Raw genomic sequence first — 17,018 nt, 5'->3', positions numbered from 1 at the left:
GACGCCTCGGCGTTACCCGCTCGTACCTCGCTCCAGCGCCTCGGCGTCAGTGATCTGGTAGGCATACCCCTGCTCCGCCAGGAACCGCTGTCGGTGCTGGGCGAAGTCGGCATCGACGGTGTCGCGGGCGACCACGGTGTAGAAGTGCGCGACCTTGCGGTCCTCGCCCGGGCGCGGCTCGCCCGGCCGCAACAGGCGCCCCAGCCGCTGCGCCTCCTCCTGGCGGGAGCCGAACGAGCCCGAGATCTGGATCGCGACCTCGGCACTGGGCAGGTCGATGGAGAAGTTGGCCACCTTGCTCACCACGAGCAGGCCGAGCTCCCCGGAGCGGAAGGCGTCGAAGAGCCGCTGACGCTCCCGGACCGTGGTGTCGCCGGTGATGACCGGCGCGTCGAACTCCTCGCCCAGCTCGGTGAGCTGGTCCAGGTACTGCCCGATCACCAGCGTCGGCTGGTCGGCGTGGTGCGCCACCAGCCGGCGTACGACGTCGACCTTCTCCCGCGTGCAGGCCGCGAGCCGGTAGCGCTCCTCGGGCTCGGCGGTGGCGTAGGTGATCCGGGAGGACTCCGGCAGCGTCACCCGCACCTCGACGCAGTCGGCCGGCGCGATCCAGCCCTGCGCCTCGATGTCCTTCCACGGTGCGTCGTAGCGCTTGGGGCCGATGAGGGAGAACACGTCGCCCTCGCGGCCGTCCTCGCGCACCAGAGTGGCGGTGAGCCCGATGCGGCGCCGGGCCTGCAGGTCCGCGGTCATGCGGAAGATCGGCGCCGGCAGCAGGTGCACCTCGTCGTAGACGATGAGGCCCCAGTCGCGGGCGTCGAAGAGCTCCAGGTGCGGGTAGACGCCCTTCCGCTTGGTCGTGATGACCTGGTAGGTGGCGATCGTGACCGGGCGGATCTGCTTCACCGCGCCGGAGTACTCGCCGATCTCGTCCTCGGTGAGCGACGTACGCCGCACCAGCTCGTCCTTCCACTGCCGGGCGCTCACGGTGTTGGTCACCAGGATCAGCGTCGTCGCCCGGGCGTGGGCCATCGCGGCCGCACCGACCAGGGTCTTGCCCGCGCCGCACGGCAGCACCACCACGCCGGAGCCGCCGTGCCAGAAGGACTCGGCCGCCTCGGCCTGGTAGTCGCGCAGCGACCAGTCGGCCTGGTCCAGGTCGATGGGGTGGGCCTCCCCGTCGACGTACCCGGCGTAGTCCTCGGCCGGCCAGCCGAGCTTGAGCAGTGCCTGCTTGAGGTTGCCCCGCTCGCTGGGGTGCACCGCCACGGTGTCGTCGTCGATGCGGGCACCGAGCATCCCGGCGATCTTCTTGGCGCGCAGGACCTCCTCGAGCACCGGTCGATCGGTGCTGGCGAGCACCAGGCCGTGGGTGGGGTGCTTCTCCAGCCGCAGTCGCCCGTAGCGCGCCATCGTGTCCGCGACGTCGACCAGCAGTGCGTTCGGCACCGGGTAGCGGCTGTAGGTCAGCAGGGTGTCGACGACCTGCTCGGCGTCGTGCCCCGCGGCCCGCGCGTTCCAGAGCCCGAGCGGCGTCAGCCGGTAGGTGTGGATGTGCTCGGGGGAGCGCTCCAGCTCGGCGAACGGCGCGATGGCGCGACGACACTCACCTGCCTGCTCGTGGTCGACCTCGAGCAGCAGGGACTTGTCCGATTGCACGATCAGGGGTCCGCCGGTCACCGAACCAGCCTACGGTTCGGGCGGCTGCACGACGGCTTCGGCGTCACCGGGACGGCGCCCGTCGGTGCGGTGGCGGCGTGCGGTAGACAGGCGCCATGGACGCACGCACCGCCAAGCGCACGGCCCGCACCCTGGAGCCCCTGCACGCACTGGGCTACTTCAGCCCCGACGTCGACGCGGCGATGGGAGAGCTCGGCCTGCGCGGCAGGGCGCGCTACTTCGTTTCCCGCTCCGCGCCGATGGGTGCGGTGGGCGCAGGCACCGTGACGGCCACGTTCCACAACTTCCACCCGGGGCTCGTCGCCCACGCCATGACCGGGGTGTGGGAGGCCACCACCCCCGGAGCAGCAGTCGCCGCGCGCTTCGCCGGCATCGACGCTTCCTACCGCCGCCTGCTCGGCGAGGAGGTCCTGGCCTCCGAGTCACTGGCCGAGGCGGCCGACCTCGCGCGGCGGGCGACCGAGGCCTGCCGCCCCGAGGGGCGACCGTTGTACGCCGGCCACGCCGACCTCGACTGGCCCGACGAGCCGCACCTGGTGTTCTGGCACGCCCTCTCACTGCTGCGTGAGCACCGCGGCGACGGCCATGTGGCGACCCTGCTCCGTGCGGGCCTCAGCGGCCTGGAGTCGCTCATCACCCACACGGCGACCGGCAAGGGCTTCCGACTGGAGGCGGCGAAGAAGTCGCGCGGCTACTCTGACGAGGAGTGGGCGGTGGGCGAGGCCGCACTGGTCGACCGCGGCCTGCTCGACACCGACGGGGCGCTGACCGAGCAGGGCCGCGAGCTGCGTCGCGACATCGAGGTGGCGACCGACGAGCTCGACCTCGCCCCGTGGGCTCACCTCGGGGACGAGGGCCTGGCGCGGCTCCACGAGCTGGCCACGCCCCTGGTCCAGCAGGTGCTCGAGCAGGACGCCCTGCCGGCCGCGGTCTTCGCCTCCGGCTGACGCCCGCGGCTCACTCCGCCGGTCGGACCGACCGGATGCGGTGCACCGCGAAGGACCGGGTGTCGTCCGCAGCCCGGTCGTACGCCGTCAGCTGGCCGCCCTCGACGCGCTCGGGCTCGACGACGCGCTCGCCGATGACGCCCTGGTGGTCGGTGAAGTCGATGACGACCGTGCTGCCCCGCTCGACGGCGTCCCGCAGCGCTGAGAGGGCGCCGCCGGGCGTGACGGCGCGTGCCGGCTCGGTGCGGGCGGCGACCTCGCCGGCCCGGACGGCCCGCACGGCCGCGGCGACACGGCTGGCCTCCCGGGCGCGCGCGGAGCCGGGAGCCCGGTCCCGCGGCGTACGGGCGCGCAGCGCCTCGACCCGGCCCACCCGCAGGGTGCCGTCGGGCGCCTCGACCACCGGGGCGAGTCCCAGGTCGCGCAGCCGGGGCAGCAGCACGTCGACCGGGGTGGTGCTGATGACCACCGTGGGGGCGATCCGCCGCAGCCCGAGCGCGTCGGCCTGCGGGTGGTGCACCAGCTCGACCAGGGCGGCCTCGTCGTCGGAGCGGATGAAGGCGTCGGCGTGCCCCACCCGCAGCCGGCCGAACGTGCGGGTGGCGTCGTCGACGAGGTAGCGCAGCGGCTGCGGCACCGGGGTCGCCGAGACCGAGTCGAGGAAGTCGTGGATTTCCGCTGCCGACCAGCCCTCGTCGAGCGCACGGCGTACGGAAGCGGCGGTGAAGCGGTAGACCGTCGCCCCACCGCGGGACTCGACGTCGGCGAGCACCTGCAGGGCCGGCGCCACGTCCGGGGCCAGCGGTCCCGGTGCGACCGCGGTGAGGTCGGCTTGGATCACCACCTCGGTCACCGGCGGCGGCAGCTGGTCGGTGAGGGCCGCTCCGACGTCCTCGCCGGCCACCAGCGCCCGGCCCTGGCTGCTCAGCACCCCGCGGCCGAGGAGACCGAGCGCCTCGGCCTCCTGCAGGGTCCACGCCACCTCGTCGGCCCGCCCACGCGGTCGGCGGGGACGCTGCCACCGCAGCCGTTCCAGCAGGCTGTTGCCGCCGGTGCCGGCCGCGAGGCCGACGCCGTCGGGCAGGTCCGCGAGCTCGCTCAGCGCCATGGCGCGGGTCTCGGCGACCGTGGCCGAGGCCAGGTCAGGCAGCAGGGCGTTGCGGGCACGACCGTCCTCGTCGCGTTCACCCACCAGGGCCGGCACGCGTGACGTCGTCCACCACGCGTGGACCAAGCGGGACCACTGGTCCGCCACCGGAGCCGCGGCCCAGGTGTCGAACGCGTCGGTCGGCACCCACACCGGGTTGCCCTCGCCGTCGGCCCGGCTGGCCGCCAGCCCGGCGGCGACCACCACCTCCACCACCAGGGCGGCCTCGGCCTCGGTCACGCCGAGATGGGTGGCAGCAGCGCGCAGGTCGCGGACCCCGAGCCCGCCCGAGCGCAGCGCGGCCGGTGGGCGGTGGCTCCAGGTCTCGAGCAGGACGCCGGCGCGGCGCACGAACTCGGTGGCTGCCGCCACCGCCACGTTGGCGGCCAACCTCGCGTTCGTGTCGTCGGTGGCGAGGTCAGGGGGTACGTCGACCGGTGCCGTGGTCGTGGTGCCGCCGCGCAGCGACATCCCGACCTCGCCGGGCACCACGAGCAGCTCCTCGCCGTCGGCCACCAGCAGGTCGTGGGCCAGGAGCTCCTCGGCCGGGCTCTCGGCGGCCGCGGGACGGACGTTGCGCCGTGCGCGGCCCGCGGTGGCGGTGCCGCCCTCACCGACGACGTGCTCGAGCAGGCCGCGCGCAGCGGGGGAGAGGGCAGCGAGCCGGTCGGCGACCACCGCGGCGCCGGGGTCACGGGTGGAGCGGGGATGCAGTCCGCTGACGCCGCCGTCCTCGCCGCCGGCGAGGCAGTCGGTGACCATGCTGAGTGCGCGGAGGCCCTCCGGCGACTCCCACACCACCGCGAGCTGCACCAGCCGCGCGAGGGCAGCGTCGACGAAGTCCGGTGCGGCCGCCACCAGGGAGCGCAGCTCCGCAGCCGTCGTGGTCCGGGCAACGGTGACGGCGTCGAGGACGAAGAGCTCTCCGCGGTTGAGCCCGTCCAGCGCCCGCGCGATCGAGCTGCGCACGGCGGCGCGGGAGGCGAGCTGGCTGCAGTCCCGCGGCGCGGGGGAGGCCAGGTCGGGCCGGGCGGTCAGCAGGGCGGCGAGGCGGTCATCGGACCACTGCCGCAACTGGTCGGCCAGCGATCTGTGGCCCGTCCCCTCCGACACCCGACCACCGTACTCAGCCCGCTCCCCCGAGGATCGGGGTGGGCGCATCGGGATGTGGTGGGATGGGGCGCGATGAGCACCGACAGCCTGCAGTGGTCCTACCGTCCGGGACCCTGGTACGCGGTCCTCGGTGACGCGATCACGATCGCGCTGCCGGTCCCGGACCACGCGCTGGTGGCCGAGGTGTGGCGCCGTGTCGAGGGTGGTGCCACCGTCGAGGACGTGCTCGACGGCCTCCTGGCCGACGGCCTCGCCCGGTGTCCGTCCTTCGCGCTCGTCGAGCGCTCCGAGGACCTGACCCGGGTGGTCGTGCGGGGCGAAGGACTCGCCGTGCGCGCGGCCGGTGACACCGACGAGGTCCGCATCGAGGGGCCCGACGACGCGATCTGGGCCGAACGCCGCCTCTCCGGCGTCACCTCGCTCACCGTCGACCTGCCCGCGCGTGGCCGTGCGGCCGAGCCCGACGCCGACCGCGAGTACGCCGTCCGCACCGGCCTGGTGCGGGTCAGTCGCGTCGAGGCGCACCCCACCACGCCGATCACCGCGGAGCGGGGGACCGGCGGCGGCGCGCACCTCGCCGCGGTGCCCGACGCGCCCGCGGTCGCCGTATCGAGCGCCGCGGCTGCGGCCGACGCGGTGCCGACCGGCGCGGTGCCGGTCGACACGGCGCCGGCCGATCCCGCCCCGGCGCCGATGCTGCGCAGCTCTGATGGCCAGAGCGTCGCGATCGACCGGGTGGTGCTGATCGGGCGCGCACCCCGGCCGCGTGACGACGCCGAGGAGGCGACGCTGCTCAGCGTGCCCAGCCGGTTGCAGGAGATCTCCTCCACCCACGCCGAGGTGCGTCCGGGAGGAGCCGGCGAGGCCGTGGCGATGCTCACCGACATGGGCTCGACCAACGGCACCGTCCTCACCGCTCCCGGCGAGGAGCCGCGCGACCTGCGGCCGGGCATCGCTGTCCCGCTGGTGGTCGGCGCGGTGATCGACCTCGGTGACGGCGTCAGCGTCGAGGTGCTGGGGCCCGGAGGCTCCTGAGCCCGGCGGGGAGGGTCCTGCTGGTCCTCAGCGCCCGGAGACGACCGTCAAGCGCGTGCGCTCGCCGTCCTCGGTGCTCCAGGTGACCGTGCCGCGCTCCACTGCGGTGTCCTCGGGCAGCGTCACCATGAAGGTGAGGGCATCGCCCGGCGCCAGCTCCGCCCAGGAGGGGAAGACCCGCACCGGATCGGTGAAGCCCTCGGTGGAGGCCTGCACGCGCACGATGCGGTCGCTGGTGTTGGTGAGGGTGCGCTCGACCTGCGACTGGCTGCCGTTGAGCAGCGCGTGGGGCTGGTTGACCGTCGTCCGGTCGCCCTCGAGCCAGGTGCGGTAGTGACGCTCGGGCACGAGGTACGACACCGGAGGCAGCGCGCCACCCGTGGCCGAGCCGGCGCCCGCCTTGCTCACGCCGGCGTCGCGGACCGGGCGCGCCATGGTGACCAGCGCCGAGCGGACCTGCTGCGGGTCCGACGCCGGCCGTGCGAGCAGGCGTGCGGCGAGGCCGCTGACGTGGGCCGCCGAGGCCGAGGTGCCGGTCGCGAGGTCCCAGCCGCCGGGGACGGCGGCCATCACCTCCGACCCGGGCGCGACCAGGTCGGGCTTGAGCAGGGACAGGCGCGGGTTGCCGGCGCTGCTGAACCCGGTGACCTGCGGCGTACGCCGCACGGTGCCGCGCGCCTCGAGGTCGATCCGGGCGTCCTTGCTCGAGCGCACCCAGCGGGACAGGGTCCGGCCGGCGCTCTCGCGCAGGTGCACGGTGGGGACGGCGTGCAGGTCGGCGTTGACCGAGCCGGTCCCCTTGTTGACCAGCACCATGCCGACGCCGTCGGCCCGCTCGACCGCCTCGGACTTCGCGACGCGGGCCGTGGCGCCCCGCTCGCAGATGACCACGGCGCCGGCGACTTCACTGGCGTCGAGGCTGCCGTCGCGGCAGACCCGCGCGTCACGGACGCTCGCGCCGGGGGCCGCGACGTCGGCGGCGTGCACGACGCGGGCACCTGTGACCGACGTCCCCGAGGCCATCCGGCCGTGGAGGGTGTGCGGTCCGGCCTCGACCACTCCGGCACGGACGTCGCCGGAGGTGGCGCCGACGGTGAGGACCCACGGTGCGGGGTGGGCGGCGTAGGCGTCGTCGCCGTCGTTGCCGGCTGCGCCGACCACGACGACCTCTGCCTCGGCTGCGCCGAGCAGTGCGCGCTCGACGGTGTCGATCTTGCCGGGGCCGGCGACCGCGAGGTTGAGCACGTCGACCCGGTCGGCGGTGGCGCGGTCGATGGCGGCGACCAGGTCGGCGGTCGCGCAGCCGTCGTCGTCGGGGTCGGGGGCGCTCCAGCAGGCCTTGTACGCCGCGATGCGGGCCCGCGGGGCGGCGCCGGACCGGCGTCCCATCCCGTCTCCGTCGACCCGGACCGGGACTTGGGAGTTGCCGGCCGCGATCGAGGCCATCTGGGTGCCGTGGCCGGCGGTGTCGCGGGGGGAGAGCGAGTCGCCGGAGCGGACGCCGTCGGCACCGAAGCCGTCGACGAAGTACTGCGCGCCGACCAGCTTCGCGCCGCAGGCGGTGGCCTTCCAGGAGCCGTCCTCCGCCGCGCCGGTGCACTCACCGCGGTAGCGGGGGTCCGGCCCGAGCGGGGCGACGTCGGAGAAGGCGCGGTTGCCGGGGTCGATGCCGGAGTCGACGAAGCCGATGACGGTGCCGGCGCCGCCGGGGGCCGGTGCGGCGGACGTTGCTGCGGCGGTGGCGTGGGAGGAGGACAGCGCCGTGAGGGAGCGCACCTCGTTCTCCTCCACGAGCGCGACCCGCGGATTGCCGGCGAGGGTCCGGGCCTGCTCGGCGTCGAGTTCGACGGCGAAGCCGTTGAGGGCATCGGTCCAGCGGTAGACCGGCGTGGGGGCGTCGACGGCCGCGAGCAGCTGGTCCTGGTCACGCCGCATGCGCTGCCGGGCGTCGTCGGCGGACTCCTCGCCGTCGAGCCCGGCCAGACCGGGACCGGTCAGGGTCACCAGCGTCAGCGAGGGCTCGTCGCCTGCGTGCGGGGCGGCGCCCCCGGCCTGGGCCGGGAGGAGTCCGACCGCCAGCAGCGCCACGAGCACCGAGGCGAGGGCGGGCCACGGCATGGTCCGCGTGCGGCGCGCGAGCGCGCGCGTGCCCGGGCTGCGCGTCATGGTCCTCCCCGTTCGTCTGGTCCCCACGAGCCATCCATTGTGACGCATGGGACGGGGGAGTGCACAAGATCCCCACAACAGCCGGCCGGAAACGCGTTCGGCGGCGTCACCGGCGATGACCTACGATGCGCGTTCGGGCCGCCCGGAGCCGCCGGGCGCCGTCGCAGACGAAGGGTTGGAGCCGTGCCGGTTGGCAAGGTGAAGTGGTACGACGCGGAGAAGGGCTTCGGATTCCTCTCCCAGGCCGAGGGACCGGACGTCTACGTCCGGTCCGACGCGCTGCCCGACGGCGTCACCGCCCTCAAGTCCGGCACGCGTGTCGAGTTCGGCATCGCCCAGGGCCGCCGCGGTGACCAGGCGCTCCAGGTGCGGCTCCTGGACAAGCCGGCGTCGGTCGCCCGCAACCAGGACCGCGCGAAGCGGAAGAAGCCCGAGGAGATGGTCACCATCGTCGAGGACCTGATCAAGCTCCTCGACGACGTCGAGGGCACCTACCGCCGGGGTCGTCACCCCGAGACGCGCACGGCCAAGCCGACCGCGAAGCTGCTCCGGGCCCTCGCCGACCAGCTCGAGCTCTGACCCGACCGGCCCTCAGCGTGCGGGTGGGGGCGGCGGCGGAGGTGGCGGCGTACCGCCGTTGGCGGGACGCGGCGTGGTGTCGGTGCCGGCGGGCTCGGTGTGCTGCCCGGGCCGGTGTCCGGGGCCGTCCGCGTCCGGGCCGGTCCCGCGGGGACGGGTGCGCAGCACGTAGACCGCCCATCCGGCGAGCAGTAGGGCAGCGATGCCGAGACCGACCCGCGGGATCAACGGCATCACGATGCCGACGAAGCCACCCACGACCCACGCCAGCTGCAGCGTGGTGTCGCCACGCGCGAAGGCACTCGCGTGGGACCGGTGCGGGATCTCGGTCTGGATCGTGGCGTCGAGCGAGACCTTCGCGAGGTACTGCGCCAGCCCGGCGGTGAGCCCCAGCAGCACCACCGGCAGCAGGCCGTAGAGCACGCCGGCGACCACGACCACGCCGACGTCGAGGAGCATCATGGCCACCAGCGTCACCGTGGGCGAGATCCGACGGGCGAGTGAGGCGGTGAGGATGCCCAGGGCGTTGCCGAGGCCGGCGGCGCCGACCACGAGCCCGAGCAGCAGGGTGCCGCGTTCCTCCCACCCGTCGATGGGGTTGTCGCGCAGGAGGAAGGCCATGTACATCGTCAGGAAGCCCGACAGCCAGCGCGGACCGCAGTTGGCGCGCAGCGCGAAGGCGACGCTGGGCGGGTTGATGGCGCGTCGGGGCTGCTCACCGGCAGGGGCGTCGGCTGCCCGGGAGTCCACCTGGGCCGGGAGGACGATGGCGGCGATGGTGCCGAGCACGAAGACCAGGAACGCGTAGCGCAGCGCCCAGTCGGAGCCGAAGTACGACGCCGCACCCGCCAGGGGTGCCGACACCGACGCACCGACGACGCCGGCCAGGGAGACGCGGCCGTTGGCCTTGGGCAGCTCCATCCCCTCGGGCTTGAGGCGGGGGATGGCCGAGGCGCGCGTGACGCCGTAGGCCTTGGAGGAGACCAGTACGCCGAGGGCGGCGGGGTACATCCAGACCGACTCGACCGCCACGAGGCCGGCCAGCACCCAGCAGAGGAACCCGCGGATCGCGAAGGTGCCGCCGATGGCCCAGCGACGACCGTGGCTGAAGCGGTCCAGGAACGGACCGATCAACGGCGCGACGACCGCGAACGGCAGCATGGTCAGCACCAGGAAGAGCGCGACCTGGGTGCGCGCCTCACTGGTGGCCCCGGAGAAGAAGATGGTGCCGGCCAGCGCGATCGCGACCGCGGTGTCGCCGGCGGCGTTGCACACGTGGAGCTCGATCAGCCGGTTCAGGCCCGACCGGTCGGCGCCCTCGGCGTTCGCGGCGCGGCGGGCGCGGTGCATCGTCGTACGCCCTGCCCGGCCGGTGACCCGTCCGGCCGCGGCCAGGCCGCGTGCCGTCGCCTTCGCGCCGTCACCGAGTGCTCGCGTCCGCGACGGTCCCGAGCCGGCCGACCCGGACCCGGCCGGCCGGTCCGTGGACGAGGAGGGCGGGGGAGGGGCGCCGGGCGGCGGTCCGCCCGGGGCATCGTTCCTGTGGTCCCGTCCTTCGCTCACGGGCCCCATCTTGCCGGGTGGCACCGCAGCGACACGCGGGGTGCACCGGTGCGGACCCGGAATCGACCCCTCCGACACCGATGGGTGATGATGGGGCGCATGACCGTTGCTGCCCGCCACCGCGTGGACACTGCCGCCGCGGCCGCCGTCGACCAGGCGCACGCCGCACTGGTCGAGGAGGTGCCTGCCGCCGACGTCGGTCCCCACCTCGGGACGGTCGGCGAGGGCCAGCGCGTCGTGACCCATCGTTTCGCCTGTGAGCGGGCCGGGTACACCGGCTGGCACTGGGCGGTCACCGTCACCCGCGCCTCCCGTCAGCGGCGCGTGACGGTGGACGAGGTCGTGCTGCTGCCCGGCGAGGACGCCATCACCGCGCCCGACTGGGTGCCCTACCGGGACCGCATCCAGCCCGGGGACCTCTCGCCGGGCGACCTGCTGCCGGTGGCCGACGACGACCCCCGGCTCGTGCCGACCTACTCCTTCGGTGACGACCCGCTCGACGCCGACGACAAGGCACAGATCCGCACCGTGGCCAAGGACCTCGGCCTCGGGCGCGTGCGCACGATGTCGCCCGAGGGGCGGGCGGGCACCGCGGAGCGGTGGCTGGCCAACAACGCCGGCCCCGACGCGCCCCTGGCGCGCTCCGCTCCGGAGAGCTGCCACTCCTGTGGCTTCCTCGTCCGGCTCGCCGGACCGCTGGCGGATCGCTTCGGCGTCTGCGCCAACGGTGACGCCAACGACGACGGCAAGGTCGTCGCCTTCGACCACGGCTGCGGCGCGCACTCCGAGGTGCGCCTGGCCAAGAAGCACCGTGCCCGGCCGCTGCCCGAGCACGTCTTCGACACCCTCACCCTCGACGAGCTCGAGCTCTTCTGAGCCCCGGCGTGCAGTCCGGGGTCGACGCGCGTTCGGTCGCGCCGGTGCGACGCCGCGCCGGGATCGCGCTCGTCGTGGTCGGGAGCCTCCTGGCAGTCGCGGCCCTGGGTGGTGCGTCCTGGGCGCTGGTCGACGCCTACGACGGAGCACGGGCCGAACGCGGCCCGGCCGCAGCCGACGTCACGTTCCCGGTGAGCCGCGGGTCCGCAGCGGCGGGACCCACCGAAGAAGAGCGGTCGAGCGCTCGGCGGTTCGCGGACCTGGCGCTGTCCGAGATCGCCGGCCTGGAGCGCAACGGTGCCGATCGTGACGACGCAGCCGCGGCCCGGCTGATGACCGACGCCTACGCCGAGGACTACCGCAGCACCGTCCAGGAGATTCGTTCCTCGATGCCCCCGGGCACGGTGCGGACCGTGCTGACGGTGGAGGAGACCGCGGTGGCCGGAGGCACGCCGGACCGGATGTCGGTGCTCGTCCTTGCGAACTCGGTGCGGGTCGAGGCCGACGGCGATCGGTCCGACCCGTTCCGCCAGTGGGTGGTCGTGGATCTCGTACGCGACGGCGAGGGATGGCTCGTGGACGACCTCGCCTTCGACCGCGGGACCCAGGTCTCGGAATCGGACCCAGCGCGGCGCGCGGCCATGTCCAGGGCGACCGAGTTCGCGACGACGCTGCTCAACGTCGACCACCGCTCCATGGGGCGACGTCAGGAGCGACTCCAGAACCTGGTCACCGAGAGCCTCGGGGCGCAGTACGAGCGGGAGTACGACGACCTGCGCCGCAGAGCCCGCCGGGACGGATCGGTCCTCGACATCGACGTCGAGGCCGTCGGCGTCACGATCTTCCTCCCCACCGCGGCGCAACTGCTCGTCGCGGCCTCGGGCACGGTGACCAGCAACCGCAGCGGGGAGCGTGTGGAGGCGACCTATCTGCTCGAGGTGACGCTGAACATCGTCGATGGCGAATGGCTCGCCGCCGAAGCGGTGCTCGAGCAGGTGACGTGATCCGGCGTCACTGCGCCGCACCGGAGAGCACCCACACGGCGTACTCGTCATCGACCGGACGCAGGTCGTAGCCACCGAACCGGTGCTGGACGGTGAGCCCCGCGCGGGTCGCGTCGGCCATGAAGTCCTCGGGGGCGTAGGACCGAGCCGAGGCCGGACCGCCCCGCAGGTGGAAGCCGAGCAGGATGCGGCCCCCCGGAGCCAGCAGGGACGCCAGCCGTTCCAGGACCGCCACCTCGGTGTCCTTGGCCACGAAGGTCATCACGTTGCCCACCACCACGACGAGGTCGAAGGCGGTCGGCTGGCCGGCCCCGGCCAGCACCTCGGGCGTGAGTTCGAGGATCTCGTGGGGGAGCACCGGCAGGTCGGGGTAGGTCGTTCGGGACTGTGCCACGAGCGTGGGGTCCGGCTCGGCGGCGACCACCCGGTGCCCGGCCGCCTGCAGGTACGCCGCGACCCGGCCCATGCCCGATCCCGCGTCGAGGATGCGTGCCCCGCGCTCGGCGAGGGCGTCGGCCAGTCGGGCCTCGCCGGCGACGTCCTTGCCATCGGCGATCATCTCGGCGAACCGCTCGCCGTAGCCGGCGTTGCGGTGCCCGCCGAGCGCCCACCGGGTCGGCGGCAGGCCGGTCACGACGCCTCGCGGGCGGCGCGGTGGTTGCGGCGACGGCGGCAGTACTCCGCCCCCAGCAGTCCGAGCCCGACCCCGGCCAGGCACATCCACAGCACCCAGGTCTGGTCGCGCTCCTCGAGCCGGCCGTAGAAGGGCAGCAGCCCGACGAAGGCCACGAAGAACAGCAGGGTGCCCACCTGGACCGTGCGGACGCCGTCGACGTCCAGCGGCTCCACGGGGGCGATGAAGTAGGTGCGGTTGCCGATCTCGTGCCGGTCCGGCTCCTCCTCGCTCAGGTCCACGGCGCCATCGTAGACAGCGTGCCAGTCGCGGCCGTGGGGCGCCGCGGGAATGTCGGGACGGTCGCCGGTGTTGACCCCATCGTCCGCGCGCGTCCGGAGGAGGCACCACGAGTCCCACGTTCCGATCCCTGTCCCACCCGAACTACCGGCTGTACCTCGCCGGGAGCGTCGTCTCCAACATCGGAACCTGGATGCAGCGCATCGCGCAGGACTGGCTGGTCCTCAGCATCCCCGGCAACGGCGGGTCCGAGCTCGGCATCACCACCGGGCTCCAGTTCCTGCCCATCCTGCTCCTCTCGCCCTACGCCGGCGTCGTGGCCGACCTCTTCCCCAAGCGGCGACTGCTCCAGGTCACCCAGGCCGCGATGGCCCTGGCGGCGGCGGTGCTCGCCGTCATCGCGATCCTCGGCGCGGCCCAGACCTGGCACGTCTACGTGCTCGCCTTCGCCTTCGGCACCGGCGCGGCGTTCGACGCCCCGGCTCGGCAGGCGTTCGTCTCCGAGCTGGTCGGGCCCGACGACGTCCCCAACGCGATCGGCCTCAACTCCGCCGCGTTCAACACCGCGCGGCTGGTCGGTCCCGCCCTCGCGGGGCTGCTGATCGGCACCCTCGGTGGCGGCATGGTGGCGACCGGTTGGGTGATCGGCCTCAACGCCGTCTCCTACCTGGCCGTCATCGGCCAGCTGCACCGGATGGATCCGGGTCGGTTGCTCTCGACGCGCCCGTCGAGCCGCAGGCGCGGCATGCTGCGCGACGGCCTCGTGTACCTCCGCGGGCAGCCGAAGATGCTGATGATCCTGGTGCTGGTGTTCTTCGTCGGCACCTTCGGCATGAACTTCACCATCACCTCCGCCCTGATGGCGACCGAGGTCTACGGCAAGGGCGCCAGTGAGTTCGGGGTGCTCGGTTCCGCGCTGGCGGTCGGCTCCCTGGGCGGTGCGTTGCTGGCCGCCCGCCGCACGCGAGTGCGCCTCCGGCTGCTCTTCGTGGCCGCGATCGGCTTCGGGCTCGCACTGATCGCGGCCGCGGTCCAGCCCACCTACCTGCTGTTCGTGCTGTTCTGCCCGTTGCTGGGCCTGGCCACGATCACCCTGCTGAACTCGGCCAACGCCACCCTGCAGATCGAGTCCGACCCCGACCTGCGGGGACGGGTGATGGCGATCTACATGACGATCCTGATGGGCGGCACCCCGCTCGGGGCCCCGGTCATCGGCTGGATCGGTGAGCAGTGGGGTGCCCGCTGGACGCTGGTGGTCGGCGGCGTGCTCGTGCTGCTCGGCGTGCTCCTCGCGCTGCTGGTCCACGAGGCGACCCGGCGGCGTACGCCGACCCACGAGCGGGTGCCGGCCGTCACCGCTGCCTGACGCGGGTCGAGGGGCCACGTCTGTGGGCGGGCAGGACATGCGATGCTGCGGCTCGTGAACTCGGCCCAGCCTGCTGCTCTCGACCGCTTCTTCCAGGTGACCGAACGCGGCTCCACCCTCGCTCGTGAGGTCCGTGGCGGCGTGGTGACCTTCTTCACCATGGCCTACATCGTGGTGCTGAACCCGCTGATCCTGGGCTTCATCGCCGATCTCGACGGGGAGTTCCTCGCCGGGGGCAGCGAGCCCAACCTGGCCGCGATCGCTGCCGGCACCGCGCTCGTCGCCGGTGTCCTCTCGATCCTCATGGGGGTGGTCGCGAACTTCCCGCTGGCCGTCGCCACCGGACTCGGCCTCAATGCGTTCCTGGCAGCGATCGTCGCCAGCCAGCAGATGACCTGGGCCGACGCCATGGGCCTGGTCGTCATGGAGGGCGTGATCATCCTGGTGCTGGTGCTGACCGGCTTCCGGACCGCGGTGTTCCGCGCGATCCCGCGCCAGCTCAAGGTGGCCATCTCGGTCGGGATCGGCCTCTTCCTCGCGCTGGTGGGGCTGGTGGGAGCCGGCGTCGTCACCCGCGTCCCCGACGCGGCCCAGACCACCGTGCCGGTCCAGCTCGGCGACGACGGCACCCTCAGCGGCTGGCCGATCGTGGTCTTCATGGTCGGCCTGCTGCTGGTCTTCGCGCTGTGGACCCGCGGCGTCCGGGGAGCGATCCTGGTCTCGATCCTGGCGATGACCGTCGTGGCCATCGCGATCGAGGCCGCCGCCGACCTCGGGGACGCCTGGGCGCTCACCGTGCCGGCGGTGCCCGAGGACCCGTGGCGCACGCCCGACTTCGGCACACTGGGCCAGTTCAGCCTGCTGGGGTCGTGGCAGAACGCCGGCTTCATCGCCGTCGTGCTGCTGGTGTTCTCGCTGTTGCTGGCCGACTTCTTCGACACGATGGGCACGATGACCGCGATCGGTGCGGAGGCGGGCCTGCTCGACGAGCAGGGCATGCCGCCGCGCACGCAGCGCATCCTGGTCGTCGACTCCCTCGCCGCCGTCGCCGGCGGCGCCGCCGGCGTCTCGTCCAACACCGCCTACATCGAGTCCGCCTCCGGCGTGGGGGAGGGCGCCCGCACGGGCCTGTCCTCGGTCGTCACCGGCGTGCTCTTCCTCGCCACCATCGTGCTCGCGCCGTTCGTGGCGATGATCCCGTCCGAGGCGGCGGTGCCCGCGCTCGTGCTGGTCGGGTTCTTGATGATGCAGCAGATCACCGACATCGACTGGCAGGACGTGGAGATCGCGATCCCGGCCTTCCTCACCGTGATCCTGATGCCGTTCACCTACTCCATCACCGCCGGCATCGGCGCCGGATTCCTGGCCTTCACCTTCCTCAAGGTCGTCCGCGGGAAGGCCGGGACCGTCCACCCGTTGCTGTGGCTGATCTCGGCACTGTTCGTGGTGTACTTCGCCATCGACCCGATCACCGCGTGGCTGACCTGACGCCCCAGCGTGCTCGGGCCTCGACACCCGGCGTCGCGACCTCGTGCCTCGGTCGCGGCCGCGGCTCGACCTCCTCGCAGATGCGCAGGGTGCTCGGATTTTGACCGCGACGGGCGGGCGAGTAATCTCGACTCTCGTGCCTGACTCGTCGGGCACGTTGCGCATGCCCTCAACAGGGCGGGCCACCATGGCACGAAGACCACAGCAGTACTCCCGTGTCCGGCAGATCGTCGGGCACTGAGACCAGACCGAAAGGGAACCACCAGGTGCCCACCATTCAGCAGTTGGTCCGCAAGGGCCGCCACGACAAGGTGGCGAAGAACAAGACGCCAGCCCTCAAGGGCTCCCCGCAGCGCCGCGGCGTCTGCACCCGCGTCTACACCACCACCCCGAAGAAGCCGAACTCTGCCCTCCGCAAGGTCGCCCGTGTGCGCCTGTCGAGCGGCATCGAGGTCACCGCTTACATCCCGGGTGAGGGCCACAACCTCCAGGAGCACTCGATCGTGCTCGTCCGCGGCGGCCGTGTGAAGGACCTGCCCGGTGTTCGCTACAAGGTCGTCCGCGGTTCGCTGGACACCCAGGCCGTCAAGGGCCGTCAGCAGGCGCGCAGCCGCTACGGCGCGAAGAAGGAGAAGTAATGCCGCGCAAGGGCCCCGCACCGAAGCGTCCGATCGACGTCGACCCCGTCTACGGCTCCCAGCTCGTCACCCAGCTGGTGTCGAAGGTGCTGCAGGACGGCAAGAAGCAGGTCGCGCAGCGCATCGTCTACTCCGCCATGGAGGGCTGCCGCGAGAAGACCGGCACCGACCCGGTCGTCACCCTCAAGCGTGCGCTGGACAACGTCCGGCCCGCCATCGAGGTCAAGTCCCGCCGCGTCGGCGGTGCGACCTACCAGGTCCCCGTCGAGGTCAAGGGCAACCGCGGTACGACGCTGGCGCTGCGCTGGCTGGTCGGCTACTCCCAGGCGCGCCGTGAGAAGAGCATGCACGAGCGCCTCATGAACGAGATCCTCGACGCCAGCAACGGCCTCGGTGCCGCGGTGAAGAAGCGCGAGGACACCCACAAGATGGCCGAGTCCAACAAGGCCTTCGCCCACTACCGCTGGTGACCAGCGGTACCCGAGAGCCGACCCCGGCCCCGT

Annotated in this window: 15 protein-coding genes; 9 read left to right on the top strand and 6 right to left on the bottom strand. The window is 73.3% G+C overall.

Translation table 11 applies throughout. The annotated features are described in order from the left end of the window. Positions 1-12: 12 nt before the first annotated feature. Positions 13-1,680, bottom strand: coding sequence for a DNA repair helicase XPB (locus KUV85_RS10020; RefSeq protein ID WP_219959749.1), 1,668 nt, complete (start codon positions 1,678-1,680; stop codon positions 13-15). 95 nt (positions 1,681-1,775) lie between these two features. Between KUV85_RS10020 and KUV85_RS10015 the strand changes: the two genes are divergently transcribed. Beyond that, on the top strand, positions 1,776-2,627 hold the full coding sequence (locus tag KUV85_RS10015) for an SCO6745 family protein (RefSeq protein WP_219959748.1): 852 nt from the start codon (positions 1,776-1,778) through the stop codon (positions 2,625-2,627). A 10-nt stretch (positions 2,628-2,637) separates the two neighbouring features. On the opposite strand, the gene KUV85_RS10010 is transcribed toward KUV85_RS10015, so the two are convergent. Then, the gene (locus KUV85_RS10010; protein ID WP_219959747.1) at positions 2,638-4,887 is read right to left on the bottom strand and encodes a helicase-associated domain-containing protein; all 2,250 of its coding nucleotides are present in this window, start codon (positions 4,885-4,887) and stop codon (positions 2,638-2,640) included. 72 nt (positions 4,888-4,959) lie between these two features. Between KUV85_RS10010 and KUV85_RS10005 the strand changes: the two genes are divergently transcribed. Further along, positions 4,960-5,922, top strand: a complete 963-nt coding sequence (locus tag KUV85_RS10005; RefSeq protein ID WP_219959746.1) for an FHA domain-containing protein — start codon at positions 4,960-4,962, stop codon at positions 5,920-5,922. A gap of 27 nt (positions 5,923-5,949) precedes the next feature. Here the strand turns inward: KUV85_RS10005 and KUV85_RS10000 are convergent, their stop codons facing one another. Beyond that, positions 5,950-8,088 (bottom strand): S8 family serine peptidase, encoded by a 2,139-nt coding sequence (locus tag KUV85_RS10000; protein WP_219959745.1) that lies wholly within the window; start codon positions 8,086-8,088, stop codon positions 5,950-5,952. Between the two features lie 183 nt (positions 8,089-8,271). On the opposite strand from KUV85_RS10000, the gene KUV85_RS09995 reads away from it, so the two are divergent. Further along, on the top strand, positions 8,272-8,667 hold the full coding sequence (locus KUV85_RS09995; RefSeq protein WP_219959744.1) for a cold-shock protein: 396 nt from the start codon (positions 8,272-8,274) through the stop codon (positions 8,665-8,667). Between the two features lie 12 nt (positions 8,668-8,679). Here the strand turns inward: KUV85_RS09995 and KUV85_RS09990 are convergent, their stop codons facing one another. Beyond that, complete coding sequence (locus KUV85_RS09990) at positions 8,680-10,230, bottom strand: MFS transporter (protein WP_219959743.1); 1,551 nt, start codon at positions 10,228-10,230, stop codon at positions 8,680-8,682. 99 nt (positions 10,231-10,329) lie between these two features. Between KUV85_RS09990 and KUV85_RS09985 the strand changes: the two genes are divergently transcribed. Then, a complete protein-coding gene (locus KUV85_RS09985; RefSeq protein WP_219959742.1) occupies positions 10,330-11,106 on the top strand; it encodes a DUF3027 domain-containing protein in 777 nt (258 codons plus the stop codon). 8 nt (positions 11,107-11,114) lie between these two features. Continuing rightward, complete coding sequence (locus KUV85_RS09980; protein WP_219959741.1) at positions 11,115-12,110, top strand: hypothetical protein; 996 nt, start codon at positions 11,115-11,117, stop codon at positions 12,108-12,110. A gap of 7 nt (positions 12,111-12,117) precedes the next feature. On the opposite strand, the gene KUV85_RS09975 is transcribed toward KUV85_RS09980, so the two are convergent. Both KUV85_RS09975 and KUV85_RS09970 read right to left on the bottom strand, forming a co-directional pair. Next, positions 12,118-12,744 (bottom strand): class I SAM-dependent methyltransferase, encoded by a 627-nt coding sequence (locus KUV85_RS09975; protein ID WP_219959740.1) that lies wholly within the window; start codon positions 12,742-12,744, stop codon positions 12,118-12,120. Continuing rightward, positions 12,741-13,025, bottom strand: a complete 285-nt coding sequence (locus tag KUV85_RS09970) for a DUF2530 domain-containing protein (RefSeq protein ID WP_219959739.1) — start codon at positions 13,023-13,025, stop codon at positions 12,741-12,743. The genes KUV85_RS09975 and KUV85_RS09970 overlap by 4 nt, the downstream gene beginning before the upstream one ends. A 128-nt stretch (positions 13,026-13,153) precedes the next feature. On the opposite strand from KUV85_RS09970, the gene KUV85_RS09965 reads away from it, so the two are divergent. The 4 genes from KUV85_RS09965 (at position 13,154) to rpsG (ending at position 16,985) form a co-directional block, all read left to right on the top strand. Beyond that, on the top strand, positions 13,154-14,389 hold the full coding sequence (locus tag KUV85_RS09965; protein ID WP_219962890.1) for an MFS transporter: 1,236 nt from the start codon (positions 13,154-13,156) through the stop codon (positions 14,387-14,389). Between the two features lie 42 nt (positions 14,390-14,431). Beyond that, on the top strand, positions 14,432-15,877 hold the full coding sequence (locus tag KUV85_RS09960) for an NCS2 family permease (RefSeq protein ID WP_219959738.1): 1,446 nt from the start codon (positions 14,432-14,434) through the stop codon (positions 15,875-15,877). Between the two features lie 266 nt (positions 15,878-16,143). Then, positions 16,144-16,515 (top strand): 30S ribosomal protein S12, encoded by a 372-nt coding sequence (gene rpsL / locus KUV85_RS09955; RefSeq protein ID WP_219959737.1) that lies wholly within the window; start codon positions 16,144-16,146, stop codon positions 16,513-16,515. Continuing rightward, complete coding sequence (gene rpsG, locus KUV85_RS09950; RefSeq protein ID WP_219959736.1) at positions 16,515-16,985, top strand: 30S ribosomal protein S7; 471 nt, start codon at positions 16,515-16,517, stop codon at positions 16,983-16,985. The genes rpsL and rpsG overlap by 1 nt, the downstream gene beginning before the upstream one ends. Positions 16,986-17,018: the final 33 nt, after the last annotated feature.

The sequence above is a fragment of the Nocardioides panacisoli genome (assembly GCF_019448235.1).
GTDB lineage: Bacteria > Actinomycetota > Actinomycetes > Propionibacteriales > Nocardioidaceae > Nocardioides > Nocardioides panacisoli_A.
The sequence above is the reverse complement of the archived record's forward strand: the minus strand, read 5'-3'. Positions and strand labels throughout refer to the sequence as shown.